The sequence below is a fragment of the Agromyces tropicus genome (assembly GCF_039531345.1).
Lineage (GTDB): Bacteria > Actinomycetota > Actinomycetes > Actinomycetales > Microbacteriaceae > Agromyces > Agromyces tropicus.
This window is the reverse complement of the sequence record NZ_BAAAPW010000002.1, coordinates 308,108-321,074: the sequence shown is the minus strand read 5'-3', so window position 1 is coordinate 321,074 and position 12,967 is coordinate 308,108. Positions and strand designations below refer to the sequence as shown.

Annotated in this window: 13 protein-coding genes; 7 read left to right on the top strand and 6 right to left on the bottom strand. The window is 74.5% G+C overall.

The features are described from left to right. Nucleotides 1-20 precede the first annotated feature (20 nt). The gene (locus ABD230_RS07230; RefSeq protein WP_344370991.1) at nucleotides 21-1,172 is read right to left on the bottom strand and encodes a trans-sulfuration enzyme family protein; all 1,152 of its coding nucleotides are present in this window, start codon (nucleotides 1,170-1,172) and stop codon (nucleotides 21-23) included. A gap of 71 nt (nucleotides 1,173-1,243) precedes the next feature. Then, nucleotides 1,244-2,245 (bottom strand): TIGR00341 family protein, encoded by a 1,002-nt coding sequence (locus tag ABD230_RS07225; protein ID WP_344370988.1) that lies wholly within the window; start codon nucleotides 2,243-2,245, stop codon nucleotides 1,244-1,246. A gap of 107 nt (nucleotides 2,246-2,352) precedes the next feature. Here ABD230_RS07225 and ABD230_RS07220 point away from each other — a divergent pair, with 107 nt between their 5' ends. From ABD230_RS07220 to ABD230_RS07205, 4 genes are all read left to right on the top strand, one after another. Further along, a complete protein-coding gene (locus ABD230_RS07220; protein WP_344370985.1) occupies nucleotides 2,353-3,270 on the top strand; it encodes a DNA-3-methyladenine glycosylase family protein in 918 nt (305 codons plus the stop codon). 115 nt (nucleotides 3,271-3,385) lie between these two features. Further along, complete coding sequence (locus ABD230_RS07215; RefSeq protein WP_344370983.1) at nucleotides 3,386-4,234, top strand: universal stress protein; 849 nt, start codon at nucleotides 3,386-3,388, stop codon at nucleotides 4,232-4,234. Beyond that, nucleotides 4,231-5,661 carry an MBL fold metallo-hydrolase RNA specificity domain-containing protein gene (locus ABD230_RS07210; RefSeq protein WP_344370980.1) on the top strand — a complete coding sequence of 477 codons (1,431 nt, stop codon included), beginning with the start codon at nucleotides 4,231-4,233 and terminating at the stop codon, nucleotides 5,659-5,661. Before ABD230_RS07215 ends, ABD230_RS07210 begins: the two co-directional genes overlap by 4 nt. A 29-nt stretch (nucleotides 5,662-5,690) precedes the next feature. Next, nucleotides 5,691-6,116, top strand: a complete 426-nt coding sequence (locus ABD230_RS07205; protein ID WP_344370977.1) for a pyridoxamine 5'-phosphate oxidase family protein — start codon at nucleotides 5,691-5,693, stop codon at nucleotides 6,114-6,116. Between the two features lie 34 nt (nucleotides 6,117-6,150). On the opposite strand, the gene ABD230_RS07200 is transcribed toward ABD230_RS07205, so the two are convergent. Beyond that, nucleotides 6,151-7,020 (bottom strand): carbohydrate kinase family protein, encoded by an 870-nt coding sequence (locus ABD230_RS07200; RefSeq protein ID WP_344370975.1) that lies wholly within the window; start codon nucleotides 7,018-7,020, stop codon nucleotides 6,151-6,153. 137 nt (nucleotides 7,021-7,157) lie between these two features. Between ABD230_RS07200 and ABD230_RS07195 the strand changes: the two genes are divergently transcribed. Further along, a complete protein-coding gene (locus ABD230_RS07195) occupies nucleotides 7,158-9,677 on the top strand; it encodes an HAD-IC family P-type ATPase (protein WP_344370973.1) in 2,520 nt (839 codons plus the stop codon). On the opposite strand, the gene ABD230_RS07190 is transcribed toward ABD230_RS07195, so the two are convergent. Further along, nucleotides 9,598-10,038, bottom strand: coding sequence for a DUF7144 family membrane protein (locus ABD230_RS07190; protein WP_344370971.1), 441 nt, complete (start codon nucleotides 10,036-10,038; stop codon nucleotides 9,598-9,600). The two genes, ABD230_RS07195 and ABD230_RS07190, sit on opposite strands and share 80 nt — an antisense overlap. A gap of 79 nt (nucleotides 10,039-10,117) precedes the next feature. Here ABD230_RS07190 and ABD230_RS07185 point away from each other — a divergent pair, with 79 nt between their 5' ends. After that, the gene (locus ABD230_RS07185; protein ID WP_344370969.1) at nucleotides 10,118-11,104 is read left to right on the top strand and encodes an acetylxylan esterase; all 987 of its coding nucleotides are present in this window, start codon (nucleotides 10,118-10,120) and stop codon (nucleotides 11,102-11,104) included. Between the two features lie 10 nt (nucleotides 11,105-11,114). Here ABD230_RS07185 and ABD230_RS07180 read toward each other — a convergent pair whose 3' ends face one another. Continuing rightward, nucleotides 11,115-11,333, bottom strand: a complete 219-nt coding sequence (locus ABD230_RS07180; protein ID WP_344370967.1) for a hypothetical protein — start codon at nucleotides 11,331-11,333, stop codon at nucleotides 11,115-11,117. A 152-nt stretch (nucleotides 11,334-11,485) separates the two neighbouring features. Between ABD230_RS07180 and ABD230_RS07175 the strand changes: the two genes are divergently transcribed. Beyond that, on the top strand, nucleotides 11,486-12,307 hold the full coding sequence (locus ABD230_RS07175) for a DNA/RNA non-specific endonuclease (protein ID WP_344370965.1): 822 nt from the start codon (nucleotides 11,486-11,488) through the stop codon (nucleotides 12,305-12,307). Here ABD230_RS07175 and ABD230_RS07170 read toward each other — a convergent pair. Further along, nucleotides 12,270-12,839, bottom strand: coding sequence for an RBBP9/YdeN family alpha/beta hydrolase (locus ABD230_RS07170; protein WP_344370963.1), 570 nt, complete (start codon nucleotides 12,837-12,839; stop codon nucleotides 12,270-12,272). The two genes, ABD230_RS07175 and ABD230_RS07170, sit on opposite strands and share 38 nt — an antisense overlap. Nucleotides 12,840-12,967: the final 128 nt, after the last annotated feature.

Below are 12,967 nucleotides of genomic sequence, written 5' to 3'. Positions count from 1 at the left end.
CGGGACCGCCGCACGGCGCTTCAGTAGCCGGAGGCCGCGGGCGGCACCGTCGCGCCTGCGGCGTCGTCCGCGTCGTCGGCGCGCTCCAGCGCCAGCTCGAGGTCGCGGGCCAGGTCGTCGACGTGCTCGAGGCCGACTGAGAGCCGCACGAGCCCCTCGGGGATGGTGTCGGCCTCGGCCGACCAGCGCCGCCGCCGCTCGAGCTGCGACTCCACGCCGCCGAGGCTCGTGGCGTGCACCCACACGCGCGTCGCCGCCGCGACCCGTTCCGCGGCATCCGCACCGCCCGCGACGACGATCGAGATGATCGTCCCGAACCCCGGGTACCGCACCTCCTCGAGGGCCGGATGGCCGGTGAACCGGCCCACGAGGTCGCGAGCGGTCGCCTGCGCGCGCTCCAGTCGGACGGGCAGCGTGCGCAGCCCGCGCATCGCGAGGAACACCTCGAACGGACCGGGGACGGCGCCGTGGAGGCTGCGGTGCGCGACGATGCGGTCGCGCAGGTCGTCGTCGCGCGTGACCACCGCGCCCATGAGCACGTCGCTGTGCCCCGAGATCGACTTGGTCGCCGAGTGCACCACGAGGTCGGCGCCGTCGTCGAGCGGTCGCTGCAGCAGCGGGGTCGCGAACGTGTTGTCGACGGCGAACCGGGCGCCCGCCGCGTGTGCGGCACGGGCGATCGAGGGCAGGTCGCCCACCTCGAGCGCGGGGTTGGTGGGCGACTCGACCCAGACCAGGTCGGCGCCGTCCGCGGCATCCGCGACGGCTCCGGTGTCGCGCACGTCGACGTAGCGAACGGTCGCGCCGCGGGTCGCGACGAGGTCCTCGAGCAGGCCGATCGTGCCCGTGTAGGAGTGCCGGGGCGCCACGACCGTGCCGCCGACGGGCACGAGCGAGAGCACCGCCGAGATCGCGGCCATGCCGGAGGCGAGGGCCACGCACGACCCGCCCTCGAGCGCGCCGAGCGCCTCCTCGAACGCCGACCACGAGGGGTTGCCGTACCGGCCGTACGCCGCGGCGCCGCCCGCGTGGTAGGTGGAGGCCAGGTGCACGGGCGTGCTCATGGGAGCGTCGGGCTCGCGCGCGGGCCGGCCCACGTGCACCGCGAGGGTCTCGGGGTGGAGGTCGTCGTGGCCGGAGTGCGCGGCGGATGCCTCGGGGTGGTCGTGCATGGGAGCTCCTCGGTCGAACGGACTGGTTCGATCCTCGCCCATCCCGGGGGTGCTGGTGCGACCGTGGACAGTCAGTCCGTCGTGACCACCGGGTGCACGGTGCCGTCGGTCACGTTGAGGTCGACCTCGACGAAGTCGGGCAGGTCCGGGGCCAGGGCGTCGCGCAGCGCGGAGACCGGCGGCACCTGCCCGCCCGGCGCCTCGACCGCGATGCGCGCTCGCAGGCTCTTCCACGTGATGCCCTGGACCTCGCCGTCGGCCTCCGTCAGCCAGTCGTCGGCGGCGGACTGGATCCGCGCCGTCCACACGGCCTGCGACAGGATGACGACGGTGTTGAGGGCGAGCGGGATCGCGGTGAGCACGGTGAGGATCGCGACGATCGCGTAGGCGCGGCGCCGACGGGAGCGCTCGGCCAGCGCGTCGCGGGCGTAGCCGGCGAGCGTGAACACGACGGCACCGGCGATGATCAGCGCCACGACGTTGGAGAAGAACAGGAGGAATGCGCCGAACGCGCCGTCGAAGTCGCCCTGGCCGAGCGTCACGCCGATCACCGCCAGGGGCGGGACGAGGGAGATCGCGATCGCGACGCCCGGCAGCACCGCGCTCAGGTCCTTCCGGCTCATCGCGAACGCGCCCGCGACGCCGGTCGCGAGTGCCGCGACGAGGTCCATGAGCTGCGGCGAGGTGCGGCCGGCGATCTGCGAGTTCGCGTCGAGGTTCACGCTGCTCGGCACGCCGAGCGAGAAGAACGCGCCGATCACGACCACGGCCGCGACCGCACCCGACACCCACAGCACCGACGCCACGACGAGCCGTGCGCGACCCGTGACGATCCCGACGGCGATGCCGAGGATCGGCGTGCCGAGCGGCGCGATGATCATGGCGCCGATCACGGTGGCGGTCGAGTCGAGCAGTACTCCGGCCGTCGCGATGACCCCGGACAGGAGCAGCATGATGACGAAGCCGCTCTGCTTGGGGACCCGGTCGCCGGAGTCCAGGTCGAGTTGGTCGAGCAGGTCGGTGATCGGGTTCCGCTTCTTCGGCGGCAGCAGGAACTGCGTCAATGTCGCCACGATCGGATGATCCCACCGCCTCGCTCGCGCGGCCGGACCGGCGCGCGAGGCGGGCGCACTCCGCCCGCGCTCGCGCGACTGACGTGGGCAGGGCGCAGACTGGAGGGGTGAGTCCCGACCTCGCCCTCGACTGGCGCGCCCCGCACGAGACCGACGTCGCCCAGACGCTCGGGGTGCTCCGCCGCGGGCCGGGCGACCCCACCTTCACCCGGGGAGCCGACGGCGCGGTCTGGCGCGCGACGCTGACGGACGACGGGCCCGCGACGCTGCGACTCGTGCAGCGCGGCGCCGACGTCGTCCGGGTCGAGGCCTGGGGCCCGGGCGCGGGCTCGGCCGTGGCGCTCGCGCCGTCGATGCTCGGCGAGCGCGACGACACCACCGGCTTCCGGACCGGGGTCGAGGCGCTCGACGCCGCCCACCGGCGCAACCCCGGCATGCGGGTGCCGCGCACCGCCCGCGTCATGGAGGCGCTCGTGCCCGCGATCCTCGAGCAGAAGGTCATCACGCTGCAGGCGCATGCGTCGTGGCGTCGGCTCGTGCAGCGGTTCGGCACCGCGGCACCCGGTCCGGTGCCCCGCCCGATGCGGGTCGCTCCGTCGGCGGACGGATGGCGCGCCGTGCCGGTGTGGGAGTGGCACCGCGCGGGCGTCGATCCGAAGCGCGCGGCGGCCGTCCAGCGCGCGGCCTCGCGTGCCGCACGGATCGAGGAGGCGGCCGACCTCGGCCACGCCGACGCCGCGGCGCGGCTCGCCCTGTTCCCCGGGATCGGGCCCTGGACGGCGGCGGAGGTCGCGCAGCGGGCGTTCGGCGACCCCGACGCGGTCTCGGTCGGCGACTACCACCTCGCGAACTACGTGGGCCATGCGCTGCACGGCCGCGACATGACCGACGACGAGATGCTCGCCGCGCTCGCGCCGTGGACCGGGCAGCGCTACCGCGTCATCCGGCTCATGATGGCGGCGGGCCTGCGCGGTCGCCCGCGCCGCGGCCCGCGCATGGAGTTCGTCGACCACCGGGCGCGCTGAACGGCCCAGCCCACCGGGGCATCCGTTCGAGTGACCTAAGGCCCGGCGCCCGGGCGCGCCGCCCGGCGAGGCTGGAGGCGTCCCGCAGGGGACGTGGACGAAGGGGTTGGTCGACGTGTTCACGCAGGTCGTGGTCGGATGGGACGGATCGCGGAACGCGGAGGCGGCGCTCCGCTGGGCTGCGGCGCAGGACGACCGCGCGCCGCTGCATGTCGTGCACGCCGTGCCCGGGGCCGACACGTCGAGCGAGTACCTCCGGGCGACCGGCGAGCTGTCCGCCGCCCGGGTGGACCTGATCGACCGGATCGACCAGCTCCGCGAGGAGCACCCCGGCCGCAGCATCACGACCGAGACGGTGCACGGTCGCGCCGAGAAGGAGCTCGCGGCGCGACTCGGGCACTCCGCGCTCGTGGTCGTCGGCGCCTCGCAGAGCGGCCACGAGACGGCCTGGACGCTCGGCGCGCGGCTCGCCGGCCGACGCGGCAACGGCTCGGTCGCGGTCATCCCGCCGGACTGGGACGTCGTGCCGCGCGAGGCGATCGTCGTCGGCGTCGACGGCTCCGCCGAGTCGCGGGCCGCGATCCGCATCGGGGTCGACGAGGCCGCCCGCACGGGCGAGCCGCTCGAGCTCGTGCACGCGTGGGTCGTGCCGACGAGCTGGAACTCCGCGTACGTCGAGTACCTCGGCGACGTGTCGCTCATGGAGGAGATGCGACGCGACCTCCTCGACGAGGCGGTCGGGTTCGCGCGCGAGCTCGGCGCCGATCCGATCGGCCGCCTCGAGCGCGGGTCGGCGGCCGCGATCCTCGGCGAGGCGACGGAGACCGCCCGCGCCGTCATCGTCGGCAGCCACGCCGCGGGCGGCATGGTGCGCTTCCTGCTCGGGTCGGTGAGCCACGACCTGCTCCTGAGCGCGACCGGGCCGGTCATCGTCGTCGGCGAGGCGGAGGCGGCCACGCCATGACCGGACCGCGGATCGCCTTCCTCGGGGCGGCCGACACCGTCACCGGATCGCGCCACCTCATCGAGGCGGACGGCGCGCGCGTGCTCGTCGACTGCGGCCTGTTCCAGGGCTACAAGGTGCTGCGCGAGCGCAACCGACGGCCCTTCCCCGTCGACCCGTCGTCGATCGACGCGGTCGTCGTCACCCACGCCCACCTCGACCACAGCGGCTACCTGCCCGCGCTCGTCCGCGACGGGTTCGCGGGCCGGATCATCGCCACGCCGGGCACGACGGAGCTGGCGCGCATCCTGCTCGCCGACAGCGCGTACCTGATGGAGGAGCAGGCCCGGCACGCCGCCCGCCACCACTGGTCCCGCCACGCCGACCCGACCCCGCTCTACACGTCCGAGGACGTCCGTCGGACGATGCCGCGCTTCGAGGCGCTCGACTTCCACGAGACGCGCCGCATCGCGCCGGGCGTCGACGTGCGGCTGGTGCACGCCGGCCACATCCTCGGCGCCGCGCAGGCCAGGGTCGAGGTCGGCGGCGCGACCGTGCACGTCACCGGCGACCTGGGGCGCCACGACGACCCCCTGATGCGCCCGCCCGACGAGCTCGAGCCGTGCGACGTGCTCGTCACCGAGTCGACGTACGGCGACCGCGCGCACCCCGACGACGATCCCGAGGGCGCCCTCGGCGACGTGATCCGGCGCGTCGCCCGGAAGGGCGGCGTCGTGCTCATCCCGTCCTTCGCGGTCGGTCGGACCGAGACCGTGCTGCTGCACCTCTCCCGGCTCGCCGACCGGGGCGAGCTGCCCGACATCCCCGTGTACCTGAACAGTCCCATGGCGGTCGACGCCGCCGAGATCTACGAGGGCCACCCCGAGGAGCACCGCCTCGACCGCGACGAGCTGCGGCGCATGTACGCGCTCGCGCGGCGGGTGACGAGCGTCGACGACTCCAAGCTGCTGAACCTGCGCGGCGGCCCGATGGTCATCGTCTCGGCCAGCGGCATGCTCACCGGCGGCCGCATCCTGCACCACCTGCAGGCCTACGGGCCGGACCCGCACAACGCGATCGTGCTGACGGGCTTCCAGGCGGGCGGCACGCGCGGCGCGGCGCTGCAGTCGGGGGAGCGGATGCTGCGGATGTTCGGCCAGGAGGTGCCGATCCGCGCCGAGGTCGTCGAGATCGAGTCGATGTCGGCGCATGCCGACGCCGACGAGCTGATCGCCTGGATGGGCCGCACGCCGGAACCGCCGCGAGCGACCTGGGTCGTCCACGGCGAGGCGCGGGCGGCGGACACGCTGCGGCGCCGCATCCGGAACGAACTCGGCTGGAACGTGCGCGTGCCCGAACAGGGCGAGCGTGCGACGATCGAGGCGAGGGCGCCGGCCCCGGCGTCCGCACCGCGAGACGAGGTCGCTGCGTTCGACGCCGCGATCTGACCCCGACCGACGCGAGGAGAGGAGCCCGCATGGACGAGCAGGACGTGGACCGTCCCCCGACCCGGAGCCTGAGCGAGCAGGAGTGCTGGGAGCGCATCGAGGCCGCACCGTTCGGCCGGATCGCCGCCCATGCCGCCGGCGAGGTGGACATCTTCCCGATCAACCACGCCGTCGACCGCACCGGCGTCGACGGACCGGCGCTCGTGTTCCGGACCGCCGCGGGCACGAAGCTGCTCGAGCTGACGATCCATTCGCACGTCGCCTTCCAGGTCGACGGGTTCAGCGACACCGACGCGTTCAGCGTCGTGGTGAAGGGCGAGGCCCGCCAGCTCGAGCGCGACAGCGAGATCGAGCATGCCGCGACGCTCGGCGTGCACCCGTGGGCGCCGGAGGAGAAGGACCGCTGGGTGCGGATCCAGCCGACCGAGGTCAGCGGGATCACCTTCCAGCGCTAGCGGCGAGGGCGGAACCCGGCGCGCCGCCGGGCCGTCAGCCGAGCAGGGCGTCGAGCGTGGGGTGCAGGTGCCGTGTGACCAGCACGGACGCCGCGTGCTGCGCGCCGACCTCGAGCGCCGCGTCGATGCCCGCCCCGCCGAGCACGGCGTCGAGCACTCCCGACATGAATGCATCGCCGGCGCCGTTCGCGTCGACGACGTCGACCGGCACCGCGTCGACGCGGTGCTCCACGACGCTCCCGTCGTGGGCCGACACGGCGACCGCGCCCTCCGCGCCGAGCGTGCAGACGGCCAGTCGCGCCCCGCCGTCGACGACGTGCCGCAGGAACGGCAGCGGCTCGCCGATCCGGTCGCCGTTCAGGAACACCGCGTCGGCGGCGTCGAGGAACGGGCGGTGGAACGCGCTCTCGCCGTCGTAGTCGTGCAGGTCGGTCCAGATCGGGCGCCCGGAGGCGCGGGCGTCGGGGATCACGCGGCGCGAGCGCTCGGACAGGTCGAGCACGATCGCCGCGGCGCCCTCCATCGCGGCCGTCAGGCGGTCGTCCTCGGGGGAGGGCCGGTCGTCGGGGGTCGACAGGTAGATCGACACGCGCGCCCCGAGCGGGGTCATCAGGTTGAGGTGGCGTTCGGTGCGGGCGCCGTCCACCACGTCGAGGTCGAGGCCGTCGACGCGCTCGAGGACGGCGCGCAGGCGCTCGCCGTCCCCATCCGACCCGAGCAGCGTGAACAGCTCGACCGGCCGGCCCAGGGCCGCGAGGCCGAGCGCCTTGCCCGCCGACGTGCCGCCGACGGTCTCGTGGTCTCCCAGCGCGAACTGCATGTGCGGCTCCGGCTCGGGCAGGTGCTCGACCCGCACGATCCGGTTCCACGAGGCCGGCCCCGACACGACGACCCGGTCGCCCACGCTGCACTCCATCCCGCCGCGGCGGTCGCGGCATCCGCTCCCCATCCTGCCGCGCGGCGCGGGCATCCCGCGGGCGGCGACCCGCCGCGCCCCCGGGATGGGGTGCGCGGCGGACGGGCCTGTGATGGGATGACGGCGTGGACACGCGGGGGGCGGCCGTCGAGGAGCGCACCGGCGGGCTGAACGCCGCCGAGGTCGCCGAGCGCGTCGCCCGAGGCGAGACGAACGCCTTCGAGAGCCCGACGAGCCGCAGCGCCTGGAGCATCATCCGCGCCAACGTCCTCACGCTCTTCAACGGCATCATCGCCGCGTGCTTCGTCGTCCTGCTCGTCATCGGCCGCTGGCAGGACGCCCTCTTCGGCTTCAGCGCGATCGCCAACACGATCATCGGGTCGGTGCAGGAGTTCAACGCCAAGCGGGCGCTCGACCGACTGGCCCTGCTGCACGCGCCGAGCGCCCGGGTGCGGCGCGACGGCGCCGACCGGGAGGTCCCGGTCGCGGAGGTCGTGCTCGACGACCGGCTCGTGCTGCGCGCCGGCGACCAGGTGGCGGCCGACGCGCGGGTCGTTGCATCCGAGCGCCTGCAGCTGGACGAGTCGATGCTCACGGGTGAGTCGGACCCCGTGGACAAGCAGCCCGGCGACGAGGTGCTGTCGGGGTCCATCGTGATCGGCGGCGCCGGCTCCGCGGTGGTGGACCGGGTCGGCGCCGACGCGTTCGCCAACCGGCTCTCGAGCGAGGCCAAGCAGTTCTCACTGGTCGCCTCCGAGCTGCGGTCGTCGCTGAACCGGCTGCTCGGCTGGATCGCCTGGATCATCGGGCCCGTCAGCCTCCTCGTGCTCAACGCGCAGATGGTCGCGCAGGGCGGCTGGGCGGAGGCGATCGAGGGCGGAACCTGGGACGAGGCCGTGGTCGCGACGGTCGCGGCGATCGTCGCGATGATCCCGCTCGGGCTGGTCCTCATGACGAGCATCGCCTTCGCCGTGGGCGCCGTGCGGCTCGCGAGCCGAAAGGTGCTCGTGCAGGAGCTGCCCGCCGTCGAGGGCCTCGCACGCGTCGACCTCATCTGCCTCGACAAGACCGGCACCCTGACCGAGGGCGACATCGTCTTCGACGCCGCGCACCCGGTCGCCCTCGAGCCGCCCGAGGGCTGGACCGACGTGCTCGGCTGGTACGGCGCGGACCCCGAGGCGAACGCCACCGCACGCTGCCTCGTCGAGCCGTACCCCGTGCGGCAGGTGCTCGAGCCCGCGGCCCGCATCGCCTTCTCGTCGGCGCGGAAGTGGAGCGCGGTCGGCTTCGCGGGCGGGGGTACGTGGGTGCTCGGCGGGCCCGAGATGGTCTTCCCCGCGACGGATGCCGCCGACGCGCCGGACACGGCCGGGCTCCGGGAACGGGCGGCAGCGCTGGCCGCCACCGGGCGTCGCACGCTCGTGCTCGCGCACAGCCCCGACGAGCTGACGGCCGAGCGCGCGGCGGCCGAGCGACTGCCGCGCGAGCTCACGCCGGTCGTGCTCCTGACGTTCCGCGAGAACGTGCGCGGCGACGCGCGCGAGACGCTCGAGTACTTCGCCGCGCAGGGTGTCGCGGTCCGCATCATCTCGGGCGACAACCCGCAGACGGTCGCGGCGATCGCCCGCGACGTGGGCGTGGACGCGCCCCACGGGATCGACGCGAGGACCCTGCCGGAGGACCTGGACGAGCTCGGCGAGCTGCTCGAGCGGGAGGTCGTGTTCGGCCGCGTGACGCCCACGCAGAAGCGCGACATCGTGACCGCGCTGCGCCGGCGCGGGCACACGGTCGCCATGACGGGCGACGGCGTCAACGACGCGCTCGCGATCAAGGAGGCCGACATCGGCATCGCGATGGAGTCGGGTTCGTCGGCCACGAAGGCGGTCGCCCGGCTCGTGCTCCTCGACGGGCGGTTCTCGCACCTGCCCGGCGTCGTCGCCGAAGGTCGTCGAGTGGCGGCGAACATCGAGCGGGTCTCGATGCTGTTCCTCACGAAGACGGCGTATGCGACCGGCCTCGCGGTGCTGTTCGGGGTCATGCTGCTGCCGTTCCCGTTCCTGCCGCGGCAGCTCTCCGTCACCGACGCGCTCACGATCGGGTTCCCCGCCTTCTTCCTCGCGCTCATGCCGAACGCACGGCGCTACGTGCCCGGGTTCCTCCGCCGGTCACTGAGCTTCGCCATCCCCGCGGGCATCGTCATCGCGCTCGTGCTCGCGCTCTACAGCCGCATGGCCACCGACGCCGGCATCCCCGAGGACGAGCTCCGCAGTGGCTCGACGCTCGTGCTCGGGATCGTGGGGCTCTGGGTGCTCATCGTGCTCTCGCGGCCGATCGACGGCTGGAAGATCGTCATCATCGGCGCGATGGGCGTCGGCCTGGTCGCGATCTACGCGATCCCGTTCGCCGCCGACTTCCTCGAGCTCGTCGAGCTCTCCGAGGCCACGGCGTTGCTCGCGCTCGCCGCCTCGTTCGCCTCGATCGCGGGCGTCGAGGTCGTGCGCTTCGTGCATCGTCGGGCGGTCGCACGCATGACCCCGACCGTGCCCGCCGCGCTCGTCGCGACCGTCAGGCAGACGGCTCCGGGCGTTCCCGGCGGGCCTGCCGGAAGTAGCGGGCGCCCCGACCGGTCCAGAGGACGAGGATGACCGCGATCGGCACGATCGCGCCGACGAGCGCCGACCAGACCGCCCCGGGTTCGCGGACCACGTCGAGCACGGAGGCCGTCAGCGAGAGCGCCATGAGCACGGTGACGAAGATCCGCGCCGAGTTCCGGGCCCGGGTGAGCCCCGACGCCATCGCGATCGTGAGCAGGCCGATCAGGATGAGCGCCGAGCCGAGCAGCGTCACCGTCAGCTGCTCGCCGTCGCGCTCGACCCCGGCGTCGTAGCGCGCGAGCACGAGCAGCACGCCGACCGCGATGTCGAGGATGCCGGCGAGGTACGTGAGCACGACCACGGCGATGATGCGCGCCGGTGGTCGCAGTCGTGCCGCGGTCTCGTCGGCCATGTCGTCCTCCCGCCGTGCTGCGGCCCAGCCTACGAGTACGCTGGCGACCACCCCGGCCGCCACTCGCGAGGAGTCCTGCATGCCGTTCTTCGACCTGCCCGCCGCCGAGCTGCGCGCGTTCCGCCCCGAGGTGGCCGAGCCCGTCGACTTCGACGGGTTCTGGGCCGACACGCTCGCCGCGTCGCGCGCGGTCGCCACGGCTCCGCGGCTGACGCGCGTGGACTCGCCGCTGTCGGCCGTCGACGTGCACGACGTCGAGTTCTCGGGCTTCGCCGGCGATCCGGTGAAGGGCTGGCTGCTCGCGCCCGCGGGCGCCGAGGGGCCGCTGCCCGCGGTCGTCGAGTACGTCGGCTACGGGGGCGGTCGCGGCCTGCCGCACGAGCGGCTGCAGTGGGCGGCGTCCGGCTACGCGCACCTGGTGATGGACACGCGCGGACAGGGCTCGGCCTGGGGGACCGGGGGCGGCACGCCGGATCCGCACGGCACCGGACCGTCGTTCCCGGGCTTCATGACCCGCGGCATCCACGATCCCGCGCAGTACTACTACCGGCGCGTCTTCACCGACGCGGTGCTCGCGGTCGACGCGATGCGCACGCTCGAGGTGGTCGATGCGGACCGCGTGGCCGTGACCGGCGGGTCGCAGGGCGGGGGCATCGCGCTCGCCGCGGCGGGCCTCGTCGACGGTCTGGTGGGGGCGATGCCGGACGTGCCGTTCCTCTGCTGCTTCGAGCGGTCGGTCGGGCTCACCGACCGCGACCCGTACCAGGAGGTCGTCCGCTACCTGTCGGTGCACCGGGATGCCGCAGCCGCCGTCTTCTCGACGCTGTCGTACTTCGACGGCGTGAACTTCGCCAAGCGGGCGACCGCGCCGGCGCTCGTCTCCGTCGCGCTCATGGACCCCGTCTGCGCGCCGTCGACGGTCTACGCCGCGGCGAACCACCACGCCGTGGGGGCGGAGGTCGTCGAGTACGCGTTCAACGAGCACGAGGGCGGGCAGGGGCTGCACTGGCCGCGCCAGGCGGCATGGCTCGCGGACCGGCTCGCCGCCGCCGACGCGACGCGGTGACGCCGCCCGGTCAGAGCTCGCGGGCCACGTAGCGCTCGATCTCCGCGTCCGACGCCGAGATGCCGGCGTCGGCGAGGCGCTGTCGCAGCTCGGCCTCCTCGTCCTGGGCGTGACCGAGCCGCACGTCGCTGCGGACCTGCTCGAGGATCCCGGCGATGCGGTCGGCCGGGTCGGCCTCGAGCGCGCCGTCCTCGACGGGCTCGTCCTGGAACTCGGGGTGCTCGGCCATGGGGTCCTCCTCCCGCGGGCGGCGCAGGCGCAGCCGCCCCGCCTCGATGGTCGCCCGACCCGGTCGACGGCGTCGAGGCATTGACAGGCGCGCGACGACCGGTGCGGTGCGTCGTCGACGGAGGTGTCGGGGGAGCGTGGTGTGCTGTCGGTATGGGATTCGACCCGCGGTTCCTCGGCCCCGAGGCTCCCATGCCCCTGGTCACCGGGGCGGATGCCGCGTCGTGCATCGTGCTCGACTCCCTGCACTTCGCCGTGGTCCTCGACACCCGGCGCCGCTTCGCCCGCATCACGGGCGTGAACGTCGACGGCTCGGCGCTCGTCGACGTGCCGCGCGCCGACGACTGGCGCTTCGACGACCGCATCCCCGAGGCATGGCAGGCCGGGCCCGAGGTCTACGCGCGGAACGACTTCGATCGCGGCCACCTCGTGCGCCGTCGCGACCCCGTCTGGGGTGCGCCCGAGGTCGCGCGTCGAGCCAACGACGACACCTTCCGATATCCGAACGCCGCGCCGCAGCAGGCGGGCTTCAACCAGTCGCTCGAGCTCTGGAACGGGCTCGAGGACCACGTGCTGGCGTTCGCACGCGTCCACGCGCAGCGCCTCAGCGTGTTCACGGGGCCCGTCCTGGCGCCCGACGACCCGCCGTACCGCGGCATCCTCGTGCCGCTGCGGTTCGTGAAGGTCGTCGCCTGGCGTTCCGGCGACGAGCTCGCGACCGCCGGGTTCCTGCTCGACCAGTCACCGCTCGTCCGCCTCGACGAGCGCGAGCGCGAGCGCGTCGCGGCCGGCGCGGTCACCGTGCCGGACCTGGGTCCGTTCCGCACGTTCCAGGTCGCCGTCGCCGAGGTCGCGGCCGCCACCGGGCTCGAGATGCCCGCGCTCGTCGCGGCCGACCGGATGCCGCCGGCCCTCGCCGCCGGGGAGCCGCGGGAGCTCACCCGGCCGGAGGACCTCCGGCTCGGCGCGCCGTGAGCGTGAAGTCCTCGAGCAGTCGCAGCCCCTCCGGCCACTCGCCGAGGCCGCTGTCGGCGTTGACGTGGCCGCGCTCGCCGAGCTCGACCAGGCCCGCGCCCCAGCGCGCCGCGAACGACGCGATCCGCGACGGCGCCGCGTACGGGTCGTCCGATGAGGCGAGCACCACGGCCGGGACGCCGAGCGGTCCGTCCGCGATCGCGAAGGCCGCCGCCCCGGCGGGGTAGGCGGGCGCGTCGGGGTCCGGCGGGGCGACGAGGAAGACGCCGGCGACCCGTGCCGCCGCGGCATCCGTGCGCACCGCCCACTCCGCCACCGCGAGGCAGCCGAGGCTGTGCGCGACCACCATCGGCGGGGTCGGGGCGTCGGCGATCGCGCGGTCGATCGCGGCCACCCAGTCGTCGACGTCGGGCTCGTCCCACGACGACGGCGCGAAGCGGCGCGCGTCCGGCAGCGCCTGTTCCCAGCGGGTCTGCCAGTGGGTCGGGCCGGATCCGAAGATGCCGGGGACGATGACGACGGGGTGGGGCATGCGAGCGCTCCTCGGAGGCGGGGAGGGGGAGTCCGGGGCGCCCTCGCCCGGGATCGGACCAGCATGCCAGTCGCGGCGCGCGGCGTCGACGCATTCCGTCACGGCTCGGCCGGTGACAGGGTGGAGGC